The sequence below is a fragment of the Sulfitobacter sp. R18_1 genome (assembly GCF_017743915.1).
Taxonomy (GTDB): Bacteria; Pseudomonadota; Alphaproteobacteria; order Rhodobacterales; family Rhodobacteraceae; genus Sulfitobacter; species Sulfitobacter faviae.
On sequence record NZ_JAGHRG010000003.1, the window covers coordinates 1 to 23,968 of the forward strand.

Annotated in this window: 21 protein-coding genes; 10 read left to right on the plus strand and 11 right to left on the minus strand. The window is 64.5% G+C overall.

All coding sequences use genetic code 11. From position 1 onward, the window contains the following. Positions 1-69 precede the first annotated feature (69 nt). Positions 70-1,086 (minus strand): tryptophan--tRNA ligase, encoded by a 1,017-nt coding sequence (trpS, locus tag J7392_RS07580; protein ID WP_209217007.1) that lies wholly within the window; start codon positions 1,084-1,086, stop codon positions 70-72. Positions 1,087-1,161: 75 nt separating this feature from the next. On the opposite strand from trpS, the gene J7392_RS07585 reads away from it, so the two are divergent. Continuing rightward, the gene (locus J7392_RS07585) at positions 1,162-1,848 is read left to right on the plus strand and encodes a rhomboid family intramembrane serine protease (protein ID WP_209217008.1); all 687 of its coding nucleotides are present in this window, start codon (positions 1,162-1,164) and stop codon (positions 1,846-1,848) included. On the opposite strand, the gene murJ is transcribed toward J7392_RS07585, so the two are convergent. The 4 genes from murJ to J7392_RS07605 form a co-directional block, all read right to left on the minus strand. After that, the gene (gene murJ, locus J7392_RS07590) at positions 1,845-3,386 is read right to left on the minus strand and encodes a murein biosynthesis integral membrane protein MurJ (RefSeq protein WP_209217009.1); all 1,542 of its coding nucleotides are present in this window, start codon (positions 3,384-3,386) and stop codon (positions 1,845-1,847) included. The genes J7392_RS07585 and murJ overlap by 4 nt on opposite strands. Before the next feature lie 109 nt (positions 3,387-3,495). Next, positions 3,496-4,047 (minus strand): CHAP domain-containing protein, encoded by a 552-nt coding sequence (locus J7392_RS07595; RefSeq protein ID WP_247744501.1) that lies wholly within the window; start codon positions 4,045-4,047, stop codon positions 3,496-3,498. Between the two features lie 124 nt (positions 4,048-4,171). Next, positions 4,172-7,054, minus strand: a complete 2,883-nt coding sequence (locus J7392_RS07600; protein WP_247744502.1) for a [protein-PII] uridylyltransferase — start codon at positions 7,052-7,054, stop codon at positions 4,172-4,174. Next, entirely contained in the window at positions 6,954-8,135 is a 1,182-nt protein-coding gene (locus tag J7392_RS07605; protein WP_067265323.1) for a penicillin-binding protein activator, read from the minus strand. Before J7392_RS07605 ends, J7392_RS07600 begins: the two co-directional genes overlap by 101 nt. An 87-nt stretch (positions 8,136-8,222) precedes the next feature. On the opposite strand from J7392_RS07605, the gene rsmI reads away from it, so the two are divergent. The 4 genes from rsmI (at position 8,223) to J7392_RS07625 (ending at position 11,456) form a co-directional block, all read left to right on the plus strand. Continuing rightward, entirely contained in the window at positions 8,223-9,080 is an 858-nt protein-coding gene (rsmI, locus tag J7392_RS07610; RefSeq protein ID WP_209217010.1) for a 16S rRNA (cytidine(1402)-2'-O)-methyltransferase, read from the plus strand. 22 nt (positions 9,081-9,102) lie between these two features. After that, on the plus strand, positions 9,103-9,501 hold the full coding sequence (locus J7392_RS07615) for a YraN family protein (RefSeq protein ID WP_209217011.1): 399 nt from the start codon (positions 9,103-9,105) through the stop codon (positions 9,499-9,501). 105 nt (positions 9,502-9,606) lie between these two features. Further along, the gene (gene gshB / locus J7392_RS07620) at positions 9,607-10,542 is read left to right on the plus strand and encodes a glutathione synthase (RefSeq protein WP_209217012.1); all 936 of its coding nucleotides are present in this window, start codon (positions 9,607-9,609) and stop codon (positions 10,540-10,542) included. Continuing rightward, on the plus strand, positions 10,539-11,456 hold the full coding sequence (locus J7392_RS07625) for an alpha/beta hydrolase (RefSeq protein ID WP_348540691.1): 918 nt from the start codon (positions 10,539-10,541) through the stop codon (positions 11,454-11,456). The genes gshB and J7392_RS07625 overlap by 4 nt, the downstream gene beginning before the upstream one ends. Here the strand turns inward: J7392_RS07625 and J7392_RS07630 are convergent. The 3 genes from J7392_RS07630 to cobU all read right to left on the minus strand — a co-directional run bounded on the left by J7392_RS07630 (position 11,419) and on the right by cobU (position 14,108). Beyond that, positions 11,419-12,936: a YifB family Mg chelatase-like AAA ATPase gene (locus J7392_RS07630; protein ID WP_209217013.1), complete on the minus strand. Its 1,518-nt coding sequence runs from the start codon at positions 12,934-12,936 to the stop codon at positions 11,419-11,421. The genes J7392_RS07625 and J7392_RS07630 overlap by 38 nt on opposite strands. A gap of 72 nt (positions 12,937-13,008) precedes the next feature. Further along, positions 13,009-13,590 (minus strand): histidine phosphatase family protein, encoded by a 582-nt coding sequence (locus J7392_RS07635; protein WP_209217014.1) that lies wholly within the window; start codon positions 13,588-13,590, stop codon positions 13,009-13,011. Further along, positions 13,587-14,108 carry a bifunctional adenosylcobinamide kinase/adenosylcobinamide-phosphate guanylyltransferase gene (gene cobU, locus J7392_RS07640; RefSeq protein ID WP_209217015.1) on the minus strand — a complete coding sequence of 174 codons (522 nt, stop codon included), beginning with the start codon at positions 14,106-14,108 and terminating at the stop codon, positions 13,587-13,589. Before cobU ends, J7392_RS07635 begins: the two co-directional genes overlap by 4 nt. 98 nt (positions 14,109-14,206) lie before the next feature. Here cobU and J7392_RS07645 point away from each other — a divergent pair, with 98 nt between their 5' ends. From J7392_RS07645 to J7392_RS07665, 5 genes are all read left to right on the plus strand, one after another. Beyond that, positions 14,207-15,085: an RNA polymerase factor sigma-32 gene (locus J7392_RS07645; protein ID WP_067265311.1), complete on the plus strand. Its 879-nt coding sequence runs from the start codon at positions 14,207-14,209 to the stop codon at positions 15,083-15,085. A gap of 81 nt (positions 15,086-15,166) precedes the next feature. Then, positions 15,167-16,360 (plus strand): bifunctional phosphopantothenoylcysteine decarboxylase/phosphopantothenate--cysteine ligase CoaBC, encoded by a 1,194-nt coding sequence (coaBC, locus tag J7392_RS07650; protein ID WP_209217016.1) that lies wholly within the window; start codon positions 15,167-15,169, stop codon positions 16,358-16,360. Positions 16,361-16,369: 9 nt separating this feature from the next. Continuing rightward, complete coding sequence (gene dut / locus J7392_RS07655; RefSeq protein ID WP_209217017.1) at positions 16,370-16,822, plus strand: dUTP diphosphatase; 453 nt, start codon at positions 16,370-16,372, stop codon at positions 16,820-16,822. Beyond that, positions 16,822-17,859: a molybdopterin-synthase adenylyltransferase MoeB gene (gene moeB / locus J7392_RS07660; RefSeq protein ID WP_209217018.1), complete on the plus strand. Its 1,038-nt coding sequence runs from the start codon at positions 16,822-16,824 to the stop codon at positions 17,857-17,859. Before dut ends, moeB begins: the two co-directional genes overlap by 1 nt. Positions 17,860-17,907: 48 nt before the next feature. Beyond that, entirely contained in the window at positions 17,908-19,920 is a 2,013-nt protein-coding gene (locus tag J7392_RS07665) for a M3 family metallopeptidase (RefSeq protein ID WP_209217019.1), read from the plus strand. A 19-nt stretch (positions 19,921-19,939) separates the two neighbouring features. On the opposite strand, the gene J7392_RS07670 is transcribed toward J7392_RS07665, so the two are convergent. Genes J7392_RS07670 through mrdA form a run of 3 tightly spaced genes read right to left on the minus strand, consistent with a single transcriptional unit; the run spans position 19,940 to position 23,967 of the window. Then, a complete protein-coding gene (locus tag J7392_RS07670) occupies positions 19,940-20,878 on the minus strand; it encodes a glyoxylate/hydroxypyruvate reductase A (RefSeq protein ID WP_209217020.1) in 939 nt (312 codons plus the stop codon). Between the two features lie 3 nt (positions 20,879-20,881). Beyond that, complete coding sequence (gene rodA, locus J7392_RS07675; protein ID WP_209217021.1) at positions 20,882-22,021, minus strand: rod shape-determining protein RodA; 1,140 nt, start codon at positions 22,019-22,021, stop codon at positions 20,882-20,884. Beyond that, positions 22,018-23,967 (minus strand): penicillin-binding protein 2, encoded by a 1,950-nt coding sequence (mrdA, locus tag J7392_RS07680; RefSeq protein WP_209217022.1) that lies wholly within the window; start codon positions 23,965-23,967, stop codon positions 22,018-22,020. The genes rodA and mrdA overlap by 4 nt, the downstream gene beginning before the upstream one ends. Position 23,968 lies beyond the last annotated feature (1 nt).

The window sequence follows — 23,968 nt, forward strand, 5'->3', positions numbered from 1 at the left end:
TCGTGGGCTCGGAGATGTGTATAAGAGACAGGCCCTAGCGCCTTTGGGGGGCGCTAGGGGTTTTGGTGGTTAGCCGACCATGCCGACGATCTCATAGGTGCGTTTGAGGATCGGGGCGGTGATCTCGCGCGCCTGTTCCGCGCCGCGGGCGAGGATGCGGTCGATCTCGGCCGGGTCGGCCATCAGGCGCTGCATTTCGGCGGTGATCGGGCCCATTCTGGAGACGGCCAGCTCCGCCAGCGCAGGCTTGAAGGTGCCGAATTGCTGGCCGCCGACCTCCGCCAGCACCTGATCGACCGATTGGTCGCTGAGGGCGGCGTAGATATTGACGAGGTTGCGCGCCTCGGGACGGTCCTTCAGGCCCTCGGCCTCGGACGGGAGGGCGTCGGGGTCGGTTTTCGCCTTGCGGAACTTCTTGGCGATCGTGTCGGCATCGTCGGTCAGGTTGATGCGGCTCGCGGGCGAGGGGTCGGACTTCGACATCTTCTTGGACCCGTCGCGCAGGGACATGACGCGGGTGGCCGCGCCTTCGATCACCGGTTCGGTGAGCGGGAAGAAATCGACACCGTAGTCGTGGTTGAACTTCGCGGCGATGTCGCGGGTCAGCTCTAAGTGCTGTTTCTGGTCCTCGCCCACCGGCACATGGGTGGCGTGGTAGATCAGGATGTCGGCGGCCATCAGCGCGGGGTAGGCGAAAAGCCCCAGCGAGGCGGCTTCGGCGTTTTTGCCGGCCTTGTCCTTCCACTGGGTCATGCGGCCCATCCAGCCCATGCGCGCGACGCAGTTGAAGACCCAAGCCAGCTGCGCGTGCTCAGGCACTTGGCTTTGATTGATCAGGATGGATTTTTCGGGGTCGATGCCCGAGGCGATGAAACCGGCGCAGAGCTCGCGTGTGCTTTTCTTCAGGTCCGCCGGGTCTTGCCAGACCGTGATCGCATGCAGGTCCACCATGCAGTAGATCGATTGCACGCCCTTTTCCTGCGCATCGGCGAACCGTTTCAGCGCGCCGAGGTAGTTGCCCAAATGCAGGTCGCCCGAGGGCTGAATGCCGGAAAACACGCGCGGGGTGAATTGGGTCTCGGACATCTGGAGGCACCTCTGGGCTGGAAAGTCTTGCGCGGCAGGCTTACTTCTGGCCGCGAACCCCGTCAAGGAGCGCCCATGCAAGACCCAGACCTCCAGCCCCCCGTGAACCCGTTGCCGCCCGCGGTTGTCATTCTGTTTCTGGCCATCGCCGGGGTCGAGGTGGTGCTCTCTCTGGCCGAGGCCGGGCTGGTGGGTGGCCCCGCTGCCGTAGGCTGGCGACTGGCGCTGGTGCGCGACTTTGGCTTCTCGGGGCTGATTTTTGACGCGATGATTGGCGCAGGCCAGTACCCGATCGAACATATCTGGCGGGTGGTGACTTACCCCTTCATCCATCTGGGCTTTACCCATGCGATCTTTGCCGTGGTGCTGCTATTGGCTCTGGGCAAGATGGTGGCCGAGGCGATGGGGCAATTGGCGTTTGTGGTGATCTTCGTGCTGTCGGGCATTGGCGGGGCGCTGGTTTACGGGGCGCTGTTGAACGATCCGGTTTGGCTCGCCGGGGCCTATCCCAATGTTTACGGGCTGATCGGCGGCTATAGTTTCGTGATGTGGCGGCGGCTGCTGGGTTCGGGCGGGCCGCAGTATCAGGCCTTTACGCTGATCGCGCTGCTGATGGGGTTGCAACTGTTCTGGGGAATCTTTTTCGAGACTGGTTTTCTCTGGGTGGCGGAGCTCGCCGGGTTTATCTGTGGTTTCGGGCTGAGCTTTCTTGTCGCGCCCGGGGAATGGGCGCGACTGCGGGCGCGGTTGCAGCAGCGTTAACCGCGCCGCATTGCCGATTTGAACTCCGACAGGCGGAATGCGCCGATCAGCTGGCCGACACCGAAGTAGCTGACCGCAGCGATGATAAGCAGCAGCACCAGCGCCAGCCCGCGCCACCACGGCAGGCCAAGCATCGGTTGCAGCGCGGCATTGCCCAGCCAGAGCGCGCCGCCCATGGCGGCGGAGGCGATGAGGATGCGCCAGATGCGTTTGTGAAACCGCGCGTCGAATTTAACGGCGTCGCCAAAGCGCCGCGCGCCGATGGCGAGGCATGCAAACATCGTCCAGCCTGCCAGCGTCGTGGCGACCGCCGGGGCGATCCAGCCGATGAAGGGGGCAAGGCCGATGGCGAGCGCCGCGTTCACCACCATGGCGATCAAGGCGAAATGGAAGGGGCGGCGGGTGTCTTCGCGCGCGAAATAGACCGGTTGCAAGATTTTTTGCAGCACGAAGGAGGGCAGGCCGAGGCCGTAAACCATTACCGCCGTGGCAATCGCGGCGGTGTCATCGACGCCCGAGGCGCCGCGCTCGAACAGCACGGTGACCAGTGCGAAGGGGATCACGATCAGCGCGACCGCCGAGGGGATCGTCAGTGCCAGCGAAATCTCGGCGGCGCGGCTGAGCGCGGTTTGCGCGCCTGCGTCGTCTCCGGCCCGCAGGCGGCGCGACAGGTCGGGCAGCAGCACGATGCCCACGGCGATGCCCACCACGCCCAAGGGAAGTTGATAGAGCCGGTCGGCGGCGAAGAGCCATGAGACGGCCTTGTCATATTGGCTGGCCACCAATTGCCCGACCACGAGGTTGATCTGCATCACGCCCGAGGCCAGCGCGGCGGGCAGGGCGATGACGATCATCGCGCGCATGTCGGGGGTCCAGCGCGGGCGGGAGGGGCGCAGCGGGAAACCCGCTTGGGCCGCGGCGCGCCATGTCAGCGCCAGCTGTGCCACACCGGCGACGGGGATCGACCAGATCAGCCAAAGCGCCACTTCGCCCCCGGTGAGCGCGGCGAAGGTCATGGCGGCGATGACGAAGATGTTCAGCAGCACCGGTGCTGCGGCGGCCACGGCAAAGCGTCCGGTGGCGTTGAGGATGCCCGAGAACAGCGCCGACAGCGACATGCAGAGGATATAGGGAAAGGCGATGCGGCCAAAGGCGACCGTCAAGTCGAAGCGCGGGTCTCCGACGAAACCTTCGGCTGTCAGCCAGACCAGACCGGGCATGAAGATCATGCCCAAAGCGGTCAGCGCCAGCACCACCAGCGATAGGCCGTTGAAGGCATCGCGGGCGAATGTCCCGGCGCCTTCCTCGCCCTCCAGCTTTTTGGCGAACATCGGCACGAAGGCCGCATTGAACGCGCCTTCGGCAAAGAAGCGGCGGAACATGTTGGGCAGGCGGAAGGCGGCAACGAAAGCGTCCATGACCGGGCCGGGGCCAATGAGCGACAGCAGCAGCACTTCGCGCAGGAAGCCGAGCACGCGGCTCAGCAGGGTCCAGACCCCGACAGTGAAAAAGCCGGACATAAGACGGATAGGTTTCATCGCAGGAGCCTTAAATTGCGCTGCGGTGATCCCTAGCGCGGGCGTTCACCCGGTGCAATCGCGGTGAGCGGCAGGAAATGCCTTGCCACCCGCCGGGGCAAGGCGGCGCTTATCCCCCCGTGGGGTAGATGAACCCATTGATCGGATAGGTGCTGCCAAAGGCGCCCGGCTGGCTTTCCAAGCGGACGGCGGACCAGTCGTTGTCGTCGGAGACGTCGATCACCGCCATTTTGAGCGAAACCTCGTTGCGCTTCCAATTGGCGTGATCCACCCGGATTTCGCGGGGTGAGACGATATCGGAAACCACAGCGATATGGCCCATCGGCATGGAGCGGGTGGCGCTGAAGGCCATCACAGCACCGACGACGGGATCATCGCCGCGCGGGTAAAGCCCCTTGGCCTTGCCCCACCATGTTTCCGCATTGCCGCGAATCTGGATGCCGCTGACATTGCGGGCGAAGGGCACGCACCAAACGCGCTGGCCCTTGGCGCGCATGTCTGTGGCGGTCTGCACGGCCATGAAATGCCGCTGCGGGTCGATGCCGCCGAAATCATAGGTCTGCGGGATGTCAGGCGCTTTGGCGCAGGCTGCCGTGAGAAGAAGTGTGGCGCAAAGGGCCATCAGGCCCCGGTTCGGCAGTGCGGCGCGTGTCACGCTCATATGTCCCTCATTCATGGAATCCCGTCTCAGCGACGGGTTGAAGAGATTTTGAGGATCTGATGCGCAAAGCAAAGCGGCCAAAGAGCGGGTGGCGAAAACCCGCCGATGAGGCGGAGGCGGGGGGCTAGCCCTCCGCCCGCTCCACCCCTGCGGCAATCGCTTCGCGCAGGCGTTTCTCCAAGGTGCGCTGCTTGGCCTCGGTATAGTATTTCAGCCCGAACATATCCTTGACGTAGAAGGTATCGACCACCTGTTCGCCATAGGTCGCAATCACCGCATTGGCGATATAGACATTAGAGGCCGCCAAGGTGCGCGTCAGGTCATAGAGCAGACCGGGCCGGTCGCGGGTGTCGACCTCGATGATCGTGTAGATTTCCGACCCTTCGTTGTCGAAGGTGATATGCGTGGGCACTTTGAAGGCGCGTTCGCGTTTCTTGACCTTATCGCGGGATTTCAGCGCATCGCGGGCAACGATCTCGCCGCGCAGGGTCTTGAGGATCATCTCGCGCAGCCGCGGCAGGCGGCTGGCCTCATAGGGTTGATCTTCGCTGTCTTGAATCCAGAAAGCGTCGGTGACGAAACCGTCCTTCGTGGTGTAGCTGCGCGCATCCACCACATTGGCGCCGACCAGCGCCAGCGCCCCGGCGAGCCGGGCAAAGATGCCGGGGTGATCGGCCATGACGAAACAGGCCCGCGTCGCGCCGCGGTCTTCGTCGGGGTGCAGATCAATGCGAATATCGTCATTGCCGATGTCGCGCAGCAGTTCCGCAAAGGCGATATGGGCGGTGACATGCAGACCCTGCCAATAGGGCGGATAATGGCGGGCCGTCTCACGCTGGAGACGTTTGCGCGGCCAATCGGAGAGCGCGGCGCGCAGGGCTTTCTTGGCCTCCGCGCCCCGGTTTTCACGGTTTAGGTCTTCGAGCCCGGTTTCCAGCGCCCGCTCGGTCTGGCGATAGAGCGCGCGGATCAGCACCGCTTTCCAGTTGTTCCATGTATTCGGCCCGACGCCACGAATGTCGCAGACCGTCAACACGCAAAGCAGGTCGAGCCGTTTGACCGTCTGCACCGCCTTGGCAAAATCGCGCACTGTGCGCGGATCGGCGATGTCGCGTTTCTGGGCCATGTCGGACATCAGCAGGTGATAGCGCACCAGCCATTCCACCGTATCGACCTCATCGCGTTTCAGCCCCAGCCGCGGTCCAATGCGCCGCGCCAGTTTCGCGCCGATGATGGAATGATCCTCGGGCCGCCCCTTGCCGATGTCATGCAGCAGCAGCGCGACATAGAGCACCTTGCGGTTCACCCCGCGTTTCAGGATCGAGGAGGCAACGGGCAGTTCCTCTTCCAGCTCGCCCTTCTCGATCCGGGCGAGGTTGGCGATACATTGGATGGTGTGTTCGTCCACCGTGTAGGAATGATACATGTTGAACTGCATCATTGCGACGATCGGCTCGAACTCAGGGATGAAGGCGCCCAAGACGCCCAATTCGTTCATCCGCCGCAGGGAGCGTTCGGGGTTACCATGCTTCAGCAGCAGATCGAGGAAGATGCGCCGCGCCTCGGGTGTGCGGCGCATGTCGTCGTCGATCAGCGCGAGGTTGGCCTTGATCAGACGCATAGCATCGGGGTGGATCAACATTCCCGTGCGCAGGGCCTCTTCGAAGATGCGCAACAGGTTCAGCTTGTCTTGTAGAAACTCCTCGTCGTCCTTCACCGCGATGCGGTTGTGAACCACCTGAAACCCCTCGCGGATTTTCGGGCGGCGGCGGAAGATGCGTTCCAGCAGCGGTTCGGCCTTCATATGGGACGCTTCAAGCCCGCTGACGAAGATGCGCGTCAGATCCCCCACCGCGGTGGCATGGCGGAAATAGGCCTGCATGAAGATCTCGACGCCCCGCCGGCCGCCGATGTCCTGATAGCCCATGGCTTGGGCGACCTGCACCTGCATGTCGAAGGTCAGCTGTTCCGTCGCGCGCCCGGCAATCAGGTGGAGGTGCCCCCGCACGGCCCAGAGAAAGGCCTCGGCCTCGCGGAAGGTGTCATATTCATCGGCACGGAAAACGCCCAGATCGACCAGATCCGCGACCCGGTCCACGTCATGGATGAATTTGGCGATCCAGAACAACGAATGCAGATCGCGCAGCCCGCCTTTGCCTTCCTTGACGTTGGGCTCGACCATATAGCGCTCACCCTGTTTCAGGTGGCGATTGTCGCGCTCCTCCAGTTTCGCTTCGATGAAATCCTTTCCCGCGCCTGAGAAAAGTTCGTTCTTGAGCCGTTCGGAAAGCTCTTGCGCAAGGGACACATCGCCGTCGATGAAACGGTTTTCCAGCAGGGCGGTCTGAATGGTGAAATCATCCGCTCCCAGCCGCAGGCAGTCTTCTATCGTGCGGGTGGCGTGGCCGACCTTCAGCTTCAGATCCCACAGGATATAGAGCATCGATTCGATCACGCTCTCCGACCATGCGGTGGCCTTGTAGGGAATGAGGAACAGCAGATCGACATCGGAAAAGGGCGCCATCTCTCCCCGGCCATAGCCGCCGACGCCAATCATGGCGAGCCGTTCACCCTCGGTCGGGTTCGGGTTGGGGTGCAGCACCTGCGTGGCAATCTGCAAGACGCAGCGCAGCAGTTGGTCGGTGAGATAGGTGTAGGAAGAGGTCATCGCCCGGGCATCGAAGGGCGATTCAGCAAAGCCCGCCGCGATGGCTTTGCGGCCCGCCTGCTGGGCTTCTTGGATCAGGGGAACGATCTCGGCCCTGAGGGCCGCGCCCTCCAGCGTGCTGTCGCGCTGGGAAAGGGCCTGCCAGATGGCTGTGTCGTCAAAGATTTGCTCGGGCGCGCAAATCAGGCGCGGGTGTCGACGCGCGCCTGATGTTGTTGTCGGTTTCGCGAGGTCCAATTCAGAAACCAGCCCCGCCAAAGCCGCGCGGTGCCGGGTCGAGCACGACGACGCGGTTGTCGCGGATCGTGGCCACGGCCAGCGCACGTTCGTTGGTGCCATCGCGCCGCAGGCGGAAGATGCCGCTGGCGCCTTGGAAGCCCGCCCCTTGGGTCAGCGCGGCCCCGGAAAGCGCGTTGGATTTGCCGCCCTTCACCAAGGAGCCGATCGCCGCGATCCCGTCAAAGGCCAGCCCGGCCAGAGGGTGCGGATCACTGCCATAGGCCGCGGTGTAACGGTTCGAGAAGGCACCGCTCGCCGCCGTGTCGGGCAGGGCGAACCAGCCGCCCTGAACGCCGGGCAGTTCCAGCGTTTGGGCGGGGATGTCCCAACGGGTCAGACCGACATATTGTGTGGTCGCCGATTGGATGCCGGCCTCGGGCAGAAGCTGCGCGAAAAGCGGCAGGGCACTGGCCGAGGAGGTGGTGAGGAAGAGCGCATTGGCGCCGCTGCCTTCGATGGTTGCTTTGACGCGCGGCACGGCGGCCACGACCGACTCTTGGCTCAGCGCGTAATCGACGGTGCCTGCCAGCGTCGCGCCATTGGCGCTGATCGCCTGAACGATCGCGTCACGGCCCAACTGTCCGGCAAGGTCCTGACCATGCAGCACGACCATTTTGTCTTTGCCGTTGCGCTTGGCAAAGCTCACCAACCGGTTGGCGGTATTGGCAAAGGTCGGCCCGAGCACGAAAACATTGCCACCCGCGATGGTCGGGTTGTTCGAGAAGGAGATCACGTTGACCCCGGAGGAGGCCACGGCCACCCCAGCCGCATTGGCCGCTTCGCCGTAAACCGGGCCGAGGATGATCTTAGCCCCTTCATTCACCGCCTGCGCAGCGACGGATGCGGCTGTGCTGGCATTGCCCGCGGTGCCATAAACGCGCAGGTCGATCTGGACGCCATCCAGATCGCGCATCGCAAGGCGCGCGGCGTTTTCGAGGTTCTTGGCCAGCAACTCATCACTGGCCGTGCCGCCCCGCGGAACCAAGAGCGCCACGGGGACGGGGGCCGCAGGGTCGATGCGCGGGCCGCCGGAATTGGCGCCGCCCGTGGCGACAGGCTGACAGGCCGCCAGCAGGACCGCGAAGAGCGGCAGCAAGAGCAGGTGCATCTTCTTGCGGATGGCGCGGAAACAGGCAATCATTTGTATTCACTCCCCGGTGGTGGCAAGACGACGATGGTCGCCGGAACATGGCCGCGATCATAGTGACTGCGAAAGGCGGGTCCAGCGTTGAAATTTGACAAGACAGAGCTAGCCCCGGGACTTTATTTCGTGGGCGTCCCCATCGGCACCGCACGCGATATCACCCTGCGCGCGCTCGACACGCTGGCCTCGGCAGATCTGCTGGCGGCAGAGGACACGCGCAGCCTGCGGCGGCTGATGGAAATTCATGGGGTGCCGCTTGATGGACGCAAGGTGCTGGCGCTGCACGATCACAGCGGCACATCGGTGCAAGAGCGGCTGATCGCGGCCATCCGCGAGGGCAAATCAGTCGCCTATGCGTCGGAGGCGGGCATGCCGCTGATCGCCGATCCGGGGTTTGAATTAAGCCGCGCCGCGGCCGAAGCGGGCGTGATGCAGACCTGCGCGCCGGGACCATCGGCCGTGCTGACCGCGCTGGCCTTGGGCGCCCTGCCGACGGATGCATTTTTCTTTGCGGGTTTCCTGCCCAATAGTAAATCGGCACGCATCGCGGCGCTGGAAAAGCTGCGCGACGTGCCGGGGACACTAGTTTTCTACGAATCGCCCAAACGGCTCGGCGCCATGCTGCGCGATGCGGCAACGGCATTGGGCGCGGGGCGCAAAGCGGCAATGTGCCGGGAGTTGACCAAGAAATTCGAAGAGATCCAGCGCGATACCCTAGAAAACCTCGCCGGGCTTTATCAAGCGAAGGCACCGAAAGGCGAAGTGGTCGTGCTGATTGATCGCAGCCGTTCAGACTCTGTTAATCACCTTGACCTAGAAACAGATTTGCAACGGGCGCTTACAGATATGTCGATGCGTGACGCTGTCGATTTGGTGGCGCAGGCCCATGGCCTGCCGCGGCGGCAGGTCTATCAAGCGGCATTGGCGCTCGGCAAAGGTTAGAACACGGGTCGGAGCAATGAAAATGGCGCAGGGTGATACGGGGATACGAACTGCGACCAAGCGCCAACGGGGGCGCATGGCCTATCACGCTGGGATTGCTGCCGAGAACCGCATCGCGCAAGACTATGAAAGGCGCGGTTTTGCCATCGCGCGCCGCCGTTGGCGCGGCCGCGCTGGTGAAATTGATTTGATCCTGCGCGATGGGGCTGCCTTAATCTTTGTCGAGGTGAAACAAAGCCGTAGTTTCGCACGGGCCGCCGAAAGCCTTTCGGCCCGACAGATGCAGCGCATCTACCGCTCCGCCGAGGAATTTCTTGCTGGCGAACCTGCAGGAAGCCTGACCGAGGTGCGCTTTGACGTGGCGCTTGTCGATGGGCAGGGGGCCACCGAAATCATCGAAAACGCCTTTGGCCACGGCTGACCCATTGCGCATAGGCCCCTGCTGCGCCATCTAAGAAGCGATCCCGAAAGCCTGCACCGTCGGTCCGGGTCGGATCACGACAAAGGTAAGCAGCGGGGGACGCCGATGAAAATCGCCTTTCAAATGGACCCGATCGGGGACGTGAACATCAATGCCGACAGCAGCTTTCGGCTGGCCGAAGAGGCGCAGGCGCGGGGGCATGAGCTGTTCTTCTACACGCCCGATCATCTGGCGTACCAAGAAGGGCGGATCACTGCGCGGGGCTATGACTTTACCGTGCAGCGCGTGCAGGGCGATCATGCCCGGTTCGGAGAAGAGCGCGAGGTCGATTTGGCGGATTTCGACGTGGTCTGGCTGCGCCAGGACCCGCCTTTCGACATGCATTACATCACCTCGACCCACCTGCTGGACCGGCTGAAAGAAACCACCTTAGTGGTCAACGATCCCTTTTGGGTCCGCAATTACCCCGAAAAACTTCTGGTTCTCGACTTCCCCGATCTGACGCCGCCCACCACGATTGCGCGCGACCTTTCGACCATCAAAGCCTTCAAGGCGAAGCATGGCGATGTGATTCTGAAACCCCTTTACGGCAATGGCGGGGCCGGTGTGTTCCGGCTGGACGCCAATGACCGCAACCTCACCTCGCTGCATGAATTGTTCACCGGCTTCTCGCGTGAGCCGCTCATCGTTCAGAAATTCCTGCCTGCCGTGTCCAAGGGTGACAAGCGCGTCATCCTCGTGGACGGGGAGCCGGTGGGCGCGATCAACCGCGTCCCGGCGGAGGGCGAGACACGGTCGAACATGCATGTCGGCGGGCGGCCTGAGAAGGTCGGGCTGACCGAGCGCGATCTGGAGATCTGTGCGGCCATCGGGCCATTGCTCAAAGAAAAGGGCCAAATCTTTGTCGGGATCGATGTGATCGGCGATTATCTGACCGAGATTAACGTGACCTCTCCCACCGGCATTCAAGAGCTGGAACGGTTCGATGGCGAGAATATCGCCGGAAAAATCTGGGAGGCGATTGAGGCCAAGCGCGGGTGAGCCTGCGCCAGCATCTTCTGAACCGCTACCTGCGTCTGACAGAGAAACCTTTGCTGGCGCATGCAAACCCGCAGTTCCTGCGGGCCACGATGGAGATGCAGGCGCGGCTCTTTTTCAAAGGGCCGCGCGAGGTGCATGCAGAATGGCGTGATCTGCCGGGGGCGGGATCGGCGCTTTGGCTTACGCCGCCGCAGGCCTCCCAAGGGCGTGTGATCCTCTACGTCCATGGCGGCGGGTTCGTCTTTGGCAGCCCGGAGACGCACCGGGCGATGGTCGCGCGCCTAACCCTGCTGACCGGCGCGCGGGCGGTGCTGCCGCGCTATGCACGCGTGCCGGAAGCGGCCTTTCCCAAACCTGCGCAAGACATCCGCGCGGCGTGGGATGCGCTGAGTCAAATGGGCTTCGCCGCGAGGGACATCGTGATTGGCGGCGACAGCGCGGGCGGCGCGCTGGTTTTCGATCTTATGGCGCAGCTTTGTCGCGAGGGGGCGGCGCTGCCTGCTGGCGCCTTTGGGCTTTCCCCATTGTTGGACCTGACGTTTTCCGGCCCGAGTTTCACGCAGAATGCCGAAAGCGACGTGTTGTTGCCCGCCGCCCGCGCGACGGAAATGGCGCGGCTCTATCTTCAGGGGCAGGATGCGGAGAGCCCCCGGGCGAGTCCCATTCTCGCCGATTTCAAAGGCGCACCGCCCGTCTGGCTCACCGTAAGTGACAGCGAAATCCTGCGCGATGACAGCCGCCGATTGGCGGCCCGTCTGCGCGAAGCGGGCGTGTCGACCAGTTTGCAGGAGCTCCATGACCTGCCGCATGTCTGGCCGCTGTTTCAGAACCACCTACCCGAGGCGCGGCAGAGCCTTGCGGCCCTCGCCGATTGGATCAATGCCCTGCTGCCGGATCGGGCAGGCGAAAGCTGATCGCCTCGGCCATATGGGGGCGGCGGACCTCGGGTTCCCCCGCAAGATCGGCGATGGTGCGCGCGACACGCATGACCCGGTGATACCCGCGCGCCGACAGGGAAAACCGTTCTGCTGCGCGCAGAAGCAGCGTGCGTGCTTCGGCATCCGGGCTGACGACAGTTTCAAGCAAGTCACCCGCCGCATCGGCATTGGCCGAAATCCCGTCATGCGGCGCGTAGCGCGTGGATTGAAGCGCCCGCGCGGCGGCGACCCTTGCTGCGACCTCGGCCGAGGTCTCACCGTTGGCGGGCAGGTTGAGATCGCTGTAGCTGACGGGCGGCACGTCGACGCGTAGGTCGAACCGGTCCATCAGCGGGCCGGAGATGCGGCCGAGATAGTCTTCGCCGCAGGCCGGGGCACGGGCGCAGGCGCGGGCCGGGTCGGGCAGGTAGCCGCATTTGCAGGGGTTCGCCGCCGCGACGAGCATGAAGCGGCAAGGGTATTTCACATGGGCATTGGCCCGCGCGATCATGACCTCGCCAGTCTCGATCGGTTGACGCAGGGTTTCGAGGACCGTGCGGTTGAACTCGGGGAACTCATCCATGAACAGCACGCCGTTATGGGCGAGAGATGCTTCCCCCGGTCGCGCTTGCCGACCGCCTCCGATGATCGCGGCCATAGAGGCCGTGTGATGTGGCTCGCGAAAGGGACGGCTGCGGGAAATGCCGCCCTCATCCAGCAGCCCGGCGAGGGAGTGGATCATCGAGGTCTCAAGCGCCTCGGATGCCGTCAGCGGCGGTAGGATGCCGGGCAGCCGCGCGGCCAACATGGATTTCCCCGACCCCGGCGTGCCGACCAGCATCAGGTGATGCCGCCCGGCGGCGGCGATCTCCAACGCGCGTTTGGCGCGTTCTTGGCCTTTGACCTCGCGCAGGTCGCGGCCCGGCAATGTGAGGGGCACCTCGCCCGGCTCGGCGGGGATGATCGGCACTTGCCCAGTGTAATGGCGCACCACGTCGCCCAGATTGGCGGCGGCGATGACCTGTGTCTTGCCCACCCAGGCGGCCTCCGCCCCCGACCCTGCGGGGCAGAGCAAGCTGCGGTCCTCGGCGGCGGCGGCCATGGCGGCGGGCAGGGCGCCGACCACGGGCATCAGTGTCCCGTCGAGCGAAAGCTCCCCCAAGGCCACCACATTCTGGGTGATGTCATCCGGCAGGATATCCAGCGCTGAGAGCAGTGCCAGCGCGATGGGCAGGTCGAAATGGCTGCCTTCCTTGGGCAGGTCGGCGGGGGAGAGATTGACGGTGATGCGTTTGGACGGCAGCGCGATGGCCAAGGCGCTGAGCGCCGTGCGCACCCGGTCGCGGGCTTCCGACACGGCCTTGTCCGCTAGCCCCACGATGGAAAAGCCCGGCAGCCCGGCGGTGACCGCGCATTGCACCTCGACGATGCGCGCGTCGACCCCTTGAAATGCGACCGTATAGGCCCGCGACACCATTACCCCTGCTCCGTCTTGCTATGGTTAATCGGTAGGCAAGACGGGTTTAGGAATGGTTAACGGCGCTGTGGGTCAGGGCGTGTGATTGATCCCTTCGACCCGCCATTGGCCGTTGTCGTGGGACAGATGCGTCACCGAGAGGTTGTCGATCTTATGGGCCATCGCCTCCAGCGGGCCGCCGCCTTGGGCCTGCTGCACCTGCGTGAGGATCACGCCGAAATGGGCCACGGCGATCACATGGGCATTGGGGTGGGCCGCGTTGATCCGTGCTACAACTCGGTCGACGCGCGCCTTGGTCTGGTTCCAGCTTTCGCCCTCGGGGGCCATGACATCGCCGGGGGTCTCCCAATAGGCGCGGCTGAGGTCCGGGTCACGCGCGGCGACTTCGGAGAAATGCAGCCCGTCCCAAGCGCCGAAATGCAGCTCGCGCAGCTCATGCTCATGGGGCAGGCGGCGGCGGGAGGGCTGGGCCAGCGCATCCGCCGTATGCACAGCGCGGATCAGGTCCGAGGAGACAAGCAGCGCCTCATCCGGCAGATGCAGATTCAACCGCGCCAGTCGGGGCGCATCGGAAAGGTCCGCCGGGACATCGCGCCAGCCGACGAAGTTCTTCTCATGGGTCGGGCCGTGGCGCACCCAGTGCCAAATGGTCATGGCATCTCCCCTTTCAGCAGTTGCGGCAGGCCGACGACGACCTGCACCACCGTATCCGCCTCGGCGGCCAAGGCGATGTTAAGCCGCCCCTGCGCCTCGCGGAATTGGCGGGCAATGGCGTTCTCGGGCACGATCCCTTGGCCGACCTCGTTCGAGACCACGACCCAATGCGCGGCACAGCCCCGCAGAGCCTGCAAAAGCTGCGTCTGCGCGGCCTCCAGATCGCTGCCTTCCATCAGGTGATTGCTCAGCCACATGGTCGCGCAGTCGATCAGCACGATTTCGCCGGCGGGCAGTTTCGCCAGCGGTTCGGTCAGATCGAGCGGGCATTCGACGGTGCGCCACCCCGCATCGCGCCTTGCTTGATGCTTGTTCACGCGTTCTTGAACTTCGTCATCCCAGATGCGACCGGTGGCGAGGTAAGTCTTTGACATGCCGCTGGAATTTACGAGGGCCTCTGCCCATTCCGACTTGCCCGAGGCCGCCCCGCCTAGGGCAAAGGTAGTTCTAGGCAACATCTTCTCACCAAATATTTGAACCAAATGGCATGTCTCTGCGTATCTCCACCAAAGGCCCATCACAAGGTGCGCCGCGCATTTCTCAAGGGGGATACCAAATGTCATTGCAGACCGCTCGCGAATTTTCACTCACCCGCACCGCAATGAAGGCCGAATTGCTCGATGCCGAGACGGAGTTGGAATTGGCCTATGCGTGGCGCGATCACCGGGATGAGGCAGCGTTGCACCGTTTGATCACTGCTTACATGCGTCTGGCGATTTCGATGGCCGGCAAGTTCAAGCGCTACGGCGCGCCGATGAACGACCTGATTCAAGAGGCCGGTCTGGGCCTGATGAAGGCCGCCGACAAATTTGACCCCGACCGCGGTGTGCGTTTCTCGACCTATGCGGTTTGGTGGATCAAGGCGAGCATTCAGGACCATGTGATGCGCAATTGGTCAATGGTGCGGACGGGGTCGACCTCCTCTCAGAAATCGCTTTTCTTCAACATGCGCCGCGTGCAGGCTCGGTTGGAGCGTGAGGCCACGGCCATGGGCGAGACGCTGGACAAGCACCAGCTGCGCCAGATGATCTCGACCGAGATCGGCGTGCCGCTGCATGATGTCGAGATGATGGAAGGCCGTCTGTCGGGGTCGGATTACTCTCTGAACGCCACGCAGAGCGCCGAGGATGAGGGCCGCGAGTGGATCGAAGCGCTGGCTGATGAAAGCGCGCAGGCGGCGGAGCGTGTCGAGGAAGAGCATGACACGGCGCAGCTGCGGAACTGGTTGCTGGCGGCAATGCAGGGCCTGTCCGAGCGTGAGCAATTCATCGTGCGCGAACGTAAACTGCGGGATCCTGCGCGAACTTTGGAAAGCCTTGGCGATGAACTCAGCCTCAGCAAAGAGCGGGTCCGCCAGCTTGAGGCCGCGGCCTTTGGCAAGATGCGCAAGTCGCTTGAGATGCAATCGCGTGAGGTCTTTGCCTTTCTGGCCTGACCCCGCATCGCGATCCCTTCCGGGGCTGGCAGATTTCCCCGCCCCGGATTAAGGTCTCCCCAACGCAAACGGGGGGTCTTTATGCTGTCGGGCAAACATATTCTGCTGATCATCGGCGGCGGCATTGCCGCCTATAAATCCCTTGATCTGATCCGGCGTCTGCGCGAGCGTGGAGCCAAGGTGACACCGGTGCTGACCCGCGCGGGCGAAGAGTTCGTCACCCCGCTTTCCGTATCCGCCCTGACCGGCGTGAAGGTCTTTCGCGATCTTTTCGACCTCGGCGATGAGGCCGAGATGGGCCATATCCAACTTAGCCGCGCGGCGGACCTTTTGGTGGTCGCCCCCGCCACGGCAGACCTGATGGCCAAGATGGCGCAGGGGGCGGCGAATGATCTGGCATCGACCTTGCTTTTGGCCACCGATACACCAGTGCTGCTGGCACCTGCGATGAACGTGCGGATGTGGCAGCACCCCGCGACGCAGCGCAACATCGCCACCCTGCGCGGCGATGGCATCGCCATGGTCGGACCGAACGACGGTGATATGGCCTGCGGTGAATACGGGCCGGGACGGATGGCCGAACCGCTTGAGATTGTCGCGGCAGTCGAGGCGCGGCTGGGGCAGGGGCCGCTTGCGGGCAAGCGCATCCTCGTCACCTCGGGCCCCACCCATGAGCCGATCGACCCGGTGCGCTATATCGCCAACCGCTCTTCCGGGGCGCAGGGCACGGCCATCGCGCGGGCGCTGGCGGTTCTGGGGGCTGAGGTCGTCTTTGTCACCGGCCCCGCCGAAGTCGCCCCGCCCGAGGGCGTCGAGGTGGTGCCGGTGCAAACGGCGCAAGAGATGATGCAGGCGGTAGAGGCTGCTCTGCCCGTCGATGCCGCCGTCTTTGCCGCCGCGGTGGCCGATTGGCACGTGCAGGGGGCAGGGGACCGAAAGCTGAAGAAATCGAAAGACGGGCTGCCCAGCCTGTCTTTCGCGGAAAACCCCGACATCCTGAAAACCGTCAGCCAGCGCGGCGACGGCCGCCCGCCGCTCGTCGTGGGCTTCGCCGCCGAGACTGACGACGTGCTGGCCCATGCCACCGCGAAACGCGCGCGCAAGGGCTGTGACTGGATCGTCGCTAATGACGTCTCCCCCGCCACCGGCATCATGGGCGGGCGCGAGAATGCCGTGACACTGATCACCGAGGCCGGGGCGGAGGATTGGCCGCGCATGGGCAAGGATGCCGTGGCCGCCCGTCTGGCCGAACGTATCGCCGCAGCACTTGCCTGAGGGGGCGCTATGACCACTATCAAACTCTGCTGGGCCGATGGCGCGGACCGCAGCCTGCCATTGCCCGCCTATGAAAGCGCCGGGGCGGCGGGGGCGGACCTGCGGGCCAATCTGCCCGGCGGCGCTGTCACACTGGCCCCCGGCGCGCGGGCGCTGATCTCCACCGGGTTGCAGATGGCGATCCCGCAGGGGTTCGAGGTGCAGATCCGCCCGCGCTCGGGTCTCGCGCTGAAGCATGGGATCACCCTGATCAACAGCCCCGGCACCATCGACAGCGATTATCGCGGCGTGGTGGGGGTGATCATGGGCAATATGGGGGCGGAGGCCTTCACCGTCGAACATGGCATGCGCATCGCGCAGATGGTCGTGGCTCCGGTGGTGCAGACGGGCTTCGAGCTGGCCGCGCGCCTTGATGAGACCCCGCGCGGCGCGGGCGGGTTTGGCTCGACGGGGGCGCGGTGATGCTGGCTGTTTTGATTATCGCGGCGGCGCTTTGGTTCGGCGGCGGCTTCCTTGGCCTGCCGCGCGGGCTGCGCGCGGGGCTGATCGGGCTGATGTATCTGGCGCTGGTCGCGCTGCATCTGCTGTTTCCGGCCACCCATCCGCTGCGGCTCGCCACCGGCGGCAGCGCCGCGCCTTGGCTGCTCTTGGGCGGTTTCGTCGTGCTGGTGTTGCTCTACCGGCAGGGGCTGGCGACCCTGCGCGCGCGCGCCACGCCGGACGCGCCGACCGAAGCCCCCACCGCGGGACGTTTTTCGGAGAGTGAGTTGAACCGCTACGCCCGGCACATCGTTTTGCGCGAGGTCGGCGGCCCCGGGCAGAAGGCGCTGAAGAACGCGAAGGTGCTCGTCATCGGCGCGGGCGGCCTCGGCGCGCCGGTGCTGCAGTACCTCGCCGCGGCGGGCGTGGGCTCCATCGGGGTGATCGACGACGACGCGGTCGAAAACGCCAACCTGCAACGGCAGGTGATCCACAAGGACAAAGCCATCGGCACGCCCAAGGTCTTTTCCGCGCAGGCCGAGATGCTGGCGCAGAACCCCCATGTCACCGTCCGCCCCTACCACCGCCGCCTGACCGATGAGATCGCCGAGGAACTCGTGGCCGACTATGACCTCGTGCTCGACGGGACCGACAATTTTGACACCCGCTACCGCGTGAACGCGGCCTGCGTCGCGACGGCCACGCCGCTCATCTCGGGCGCGCTCAGCCAGTGGGAGGGGCAGCTCAGCGTCTTTGACCCCGCCCGCGGCGCGCCTTGTTATCGCTGTATCTTCCCCGAGGCGCCGGCCGCGGGTCTGGCACCATCCTGCGCCGAGGCCGGGGTGATCGGGCCGCTGCCCGGCGTGATCGGCACGATGATGGCGCTGGAGGCGGTGAAGCTCATCACCGGGGCGGGCAGCGTGCTGCGCGGCGAGATGATGATCTATGACGGGCTCTATGGCGAGACCCGCAAGATCGGCCTCAAACGCCGCGCGGGCTGCGAAACCTGCGGCGGGTGATTGCAAGTCACCCCGGCGCGCCCCATCTTGGGCGCAAAGGAGACCTGCATGACAAACCCGCTTCTGACCGAATGGGAGACTCCCTTCGGCATCGCCCCCTTTGACCGCATTTCCGACGATGATTTCGCCCCCGCTTTGGAGGAGGCGCTCACCGCCCACCGGGCCGAGATCGACGCCATCGCCGACAATCCCGAGGCCCCCAGCTTCGCCAATACCATCGAGGCGCTGGAATCCTCCGGCGCGGCGCTCGACAAGGTTCTGAGCGTCTTCTTCACCGTGGCAGGCGCGGACAGCAACCCGGCACGCGAGGCGTTGCAGCGCGACTTCTCGCCCAAGCTCGCCGCGCATCAATCGGCGATCTCGGGCAACACGAAGCTCTTCGCCCGCATCAATGCCGTTTGGGAGGGGCGCGGCAGGCTCGACCTCAGCGAGGAACAGGCCCGCGTGCTGATGCTGACGCACCGTGGCTTCGTCCGCTCAGGCGCTGCGCTGACGGGGTCGGAGGCCGAGCGCATGAAGGAGATCAAGGCGCGGTTGGCTGTGCTGGGCACTCAGTTCACCCAGAACCTGTTGGCGGATGAGCGTGACTGGTTCATGCGGCTGTCCGAGGACGATCTGACCGGCCTGCCAGATTTCGTGATCGTCTCCGCCCGTGCCGCGGGCGAAGAAAAGGGCGCGCAAGGCCCGGTGGTCACGCTCTCGCGCTCGCTCATCACGCCCTTCCTGCAATTTTCGGACCGGCGCGACCTGCGCGAAAAGGCGTTCCGCGCGTGGGAAGCCCGCGGGGCGAACGGCGGCGAGACCGACAACCGCGAGATCGCGGCGGAGACGCTGGCCCTTCGCAAGGAGCGCGCCGAACTCCTCGGTTACGACAATTTCGCCGCCTACAAACTGGAAACCGAGATGGCGAAGACCCCGCAAGCCGTGCGCGACTTGCTGATGTCAGTCTGGAAACCGGCCAAGGCGCAGGCCGACGCCGATGCCGAGGTGCTGACCGCGCTGATGAGCGAGGACGGCGTGAACGGGGCGCTGGAACCTTGGGACTGGCGCTACTACGCCGAGAAGCGGCGCGCGGCGGAGCATGACCTCGATGAGGCGGCACTAAAACCCTATTTCCAGCTCGCCCGGATGATCGACGCGGCCTTCGACTGTGCCAATCGGTTGTTCGGGCTGGAGTTCGCAGCCCTCGACGCGCCCCTCTACCATCCCGATTGCCGGGCGTGGGAAGTGACGCGGGACGGCCAGCATGTAGCGGTCTTCATCGGCGATTATTTCGCGCGCGGCTCGAAACGGTCGGGCGCGTGGTGCTCGGCGATGCGCGCGCAGGCGAAGTTCCCGCGCGAACAGGCGCCCGTGGTGATCAACGTCTGCAACTTCGCCAAGGGCGATCCGGCGCTACTGTCCTACGACGATGCGCGCACGTTGTTTCACGAGTTCGGCCATGCCCTGCACCAGATGCTCTCGGACGTAACCTATGAAAGCGTCAGCGGCACCTCGGTGGCGCGCGACTTCGTGGAGTTGCCGAGCCAGCTTTTTGAGCACTGGTTGGACCAGCCCGAGGTGCTGCAGAAATTCGCCACCCATGCCCGCACGGGCGAGGCGATGCCGCGTGAGATGCTCGACAAGGTGCTGGCCGCCGCGACCTTCGACATGGGGTTCCAGACAGTGGAATATATCGCCTCCGCCCTTGTCGATCTGGAGTTCCACGACGGCGAACCGCCTGCCGATCCGATGGCGAAACAGGCCGAGGTGCTCAGCAGCATCGGCATGCCGCAGGCGATCCGCATGCGCCACGCCACCCCGCAGTTCGCGCATGTGTTTTCGGGCGATGGCTATTCCAGCGCCTATTACAGCTACATGTGGTCCGAGGTAATGGACGCCGACGCCTTCGCCGCCTTCGAGGAAGCGGGCGGGGCTTTTGACGCCGAACGTGCCGAGGCGTTGGAGGAGCACATCCTTTCGACCGGCGGCAGCCGTGATCCGGCGGAACTTTACACCGCCTTCCGGGGTCGTCTGCCCGGGGTCGAAGCGCTGCTCAAGGGGCGCGGGCTGGCGGCCTGAGATTGGCCGCGTCCGGGGGTCAATATCCCCGGTCGCGGTCCACCAGATGCAGCAGGGGCTCCCCGGCCTCGCTGCGGCGGATGTTTTCCGCGATGACTTCCGAGGCCGTGTCGTTGCGCGTGGCCGCCGCGATATGCGGGGTCACGGTCACCTTCGGATGCGCCCAATAGGGGTGATCTTCGGGCAACGGCTCCACCCGGAAGACATCCAGCGTGGCATGGGCGATCTGCCCGGTGTCGAGCGCTGCCAGCAGAGCGTCGTCGTCGATCAGCGGCCCGCGACCGGGGTTGATGATAAAGGCGCCCTTAGGCATCTGCGCCAGCGTCTCGGCATTCAGAACGTTCTGCGTGGCGGGCGTGTCGGGCATCAGGAGCACGGCGATCTCGGCGCGTTTGAGCGCTCCCGTCAGACCTTCGTCGCCATGCAAACAGCGAACGCCCTCAATCTGCTTTTCGCTGCGCGACCAACCGGTCACGTCAAAGCCCAGACCCACTAGCGCCTCGGCAACGGTCTGCCCAAGCGCACCGATGCCCAGCACTGCGACGCTGCGCTCGCGCGCCAGCGGTGGGGTGCGCGGCTCCCATTTGGCATCCTTGCGCAGGATGTCGGTATCCATCCCCAGATGATGGCGCAGCACATGGCCGGTACACCATTCCACCATGCCGTGGGTCAGGCCGAAGTCGACCATCCGCGCCAGCGGGATCTTCAAGGTTTCGTTGCCGGTGATCGCCTCCACCCCGGCCCAGAGGTTCAGCACCGCCTTGGCGCGGGTATAGGGGGTGAAATCCTGCAAGTCGCTGTTGGGGGCGTAGACGATATAGTCGACCTCCTCGGACGGCAGGTCGGTGGCCAGCGTGAAATCCTGCCCCGGCAGTGCCTTGCGCAGCGCTTCGTTCAAAGGCTGTTCGTAGCCGTCCCAGCGTTCGGCTTTGGCGGCGAAGAGAATGTTGATCGTCATGAATTACCTCGGTCTATGAACATGCGCCGATTGCACCAAGCCGAAGGCCAGCAGCAGCACCAGCATGGCCGAGCCGCCATAGCTCACCATGGGCAGCGGCACGCCGACCACGGGGGCCAGCCCCATGACCATCGACATGTTAACGGCGAAAAAGAGAAAGAAGTTAAGCGCGATGCCAAGGGTCAGCAGGCTTGAGAAGCGGTCCTTGTTCTTCACCGCCGAGGCCACGCAGAACAGGATGATCAGCGCGTAAAGCCCCAGAAGAGAGACGCCGCCGACGAAGCCGAACTCTTCGGCCAATGTGGTGAAGATGAAATCGGTGTGTTTCTCGGGCAGGAAGTTCAGCCGCGACTGGGTGCCTTGCATATAGCCGCGCCCCGACCAGCCGCCCGAGCCAAGCGCGATCTTGGACTGGGTGATGTGATAGCCCGCGCCAAGCGGGTCCTGGCTGGGGTCGAGAAAGGTGTCGATGCGGCGGTATTGGTAGTCTTTCAGCAATTGCCACGGTGCCCCGCGCGACTGGAAGACGGCGGTGACCAGCCCGATGGCGGCGGTGATGACGGCGGCGAAATAGGCCCAGTGCACGCCCGCGAGGAACATCAGCCCGCCCCCGGCGGTCAAGAGCAGGATCGAGGTGCCGAGGTCGGGCTGTTTCAGCACCAGCGCGGTGGGGATCACGATGATCAGGATGGGCACCAGCACCCAGAAGGGGCGCGAGACCTTCTTGACCGGCAGCCAGTCGTAATAGGCGGCCAGAAACAGGACCAGCGTGATTTTCATCAGTTCCGACGGTTGCAGCCGCATGAAGCCGATGTCGATCCACCGCTGCGCGCCCATGCCGACAGAGCCGAAAAGTTCGACCGCGACCAGCAGCACCAAGGTCGCCCCATAGGCCACGCCCGACAGGTTGCGCCAAAGCCAGATCGGCACCATCGCCACGGTGAACATAATCGCCATGCCCATGGCAAAACGCTTCATCTGCGGTTCGGCCCAAGGGGAGAATGACCCGCCCGCGACCGAATAGAGCATGAGAAAACCGACGCCCGCGACACTGGTCAGCAGGATCGCCAGCGGCCAGTTCATAAAGAGGATCTTGCGCAGTCCTGTGGGGACGGATTTGACCGTATGCTCAAGATAGCTCATGCCTGATCCTCCCCCTCCAGATTGGCGGTGGTCTCGGGCGTGGTGTTGCGCAGTTCCTCTTGCTGAGTGGCGATGCGGCCCCGGTCGGATTTGGGGTAGGCTTCGAGCGGCGGCTCGCCGCCCGCCATGGCCTGCAACATCACGTCGCGCGCGATCGGGGCCGCCGCGGTCGACCCGCCGCCGCCGTGTTCCACCAACACGCAGGCTGCGTATTTCGGTTTGTCATAGGGTGCAAAGCAGACAAAGAGCGCGTGATCGCGGCGTTCCCACGGCAGGTCGGCGTTGCTGGTCACGCCGCGGGCGCGTTCGGCGGCGGTGATGTTGCGCACCTGACTGGTGCCGGTTTTGCCTGCCATGCGCATCGTGTCGTCGATGATGCGGCTGCGGTAGCCGGTGCCGCGGCGGTCGTTCACCACGTCATACATCGCCTTGCGCAATTGGCGCAGGTTGTTCTCGTTCAGCCCCATCGGTTCGCCCGCGCCGCTGGGTTGCTCTACCCCGTCGATGGATTTGATCAGCCGCGGCGTCACCGCGCGGCCCGTGGCGATCCGCGCGCTCATCACCGCCAATTGCAGCGGGGAGGAGAGGGTGAAACCCTGCCCGATAGAGGCGTTGACCGTGTCACCCACGACCCAATCCTCACCCCGGGCCGAGCGTTTCCACTGTTTCGTGGGCGCAAGCCCGCCCGCGACCGAGGACAGCGCAAGATCATGTTTGATCCCAAGGCCAAAGCGGTTCGCCATGGCGGTGATCTTTTCGATCCCGACCTTTACCGCCAGATCGTAGTAATAGACGTCGCAGGATTGTTTCAGCGAATGTTGCAGATCGACCCAGCCGTGGCCGGCGCGTTTCCAGCAGTGGAACCGCCGCCCCGCGACTTCCAGATGGCCGGGGCAATAGACCGTCTCATCGGGGGTGACGATGCCCTCTTCGATGGCGGCAAGTGCCACGATCATCTTGAATGTCGAACCGGGCGGGTAGGTGCCCTGTATGGGTTTGTTCACCAAGGGGCGGTATTTGGAATTGAGCAGCGGGTTGTAATCCGCCGAAGAGATGCCGCCGATAAAGAGGTTCGGGTCGTAGCTGGGCGAGGATGCAAGCGCGGCCAGATCGCCATTCTCGCAGTCGATGATGACCACGGCGGCGCTTTCCTCGCCCAGACGGGCCTGCACATAGCGTTGCAGATTGGCGTCCACGGTCAGTTGCAGATCGGCCCCGGCCTGCCCCTCGCGCCGTTCCAGCTCGCGCATCACGCGGCCCGTCGCGTTCACCTCCACATGTTTGGTGCCCGCCGCGCCGCGCAGCAGGTTTTCGGCGCGGGCTTCGACGTTGATCTTGCCGATTTGAAACCGCGGGATGCGCAGCACCTGATCGGGGTTCTCCAGCGCGTCGAGATCGGCTTGGCTCACCCGGCCCACGCGGCCCACCACATGGGCGAAATCCGCGCCGCGAGGATAGACGCGGGTCAGGCCCACTTCGGGCGTGACGCCGGGCAGTGCGGGGGCGTTGACGCTGACCTTGCTCACGACTTCCCAACTCACGTCATCGACGATGGTGACGGGCAGGAAGGGGGCAGAGCGCGACATTTCGGTCATGGCGCGTTCGCGGGTCTCCTCGTCGATCTCGATGACTTGGGCGAGCCGCTCCATCACCGCTTCCACGTCGCCCGCATCTTCGCGGACCATGACGATCCGGTAGGAGGGCACGTTATCGGCAAGCTGTACGCCGTTGCGGTCGAAAATCTCACCCCGGGCGGGGGGGATCAGACGGATGTTGATGCGGTTCTCTTCGGCCAGCAGGCGGAACTGGTCGGCTTGATCGACCTGTAGATAGCGCATGCGCGCGGCCAGCCCGCCCATGAACAATAGCTGCGCCCCGCCCAAGAGGGCGGCGCGACGCGTCAGGCGCGTGTGGGTTGCATCATTGTCGGCGCGGCTCCGTCTCATC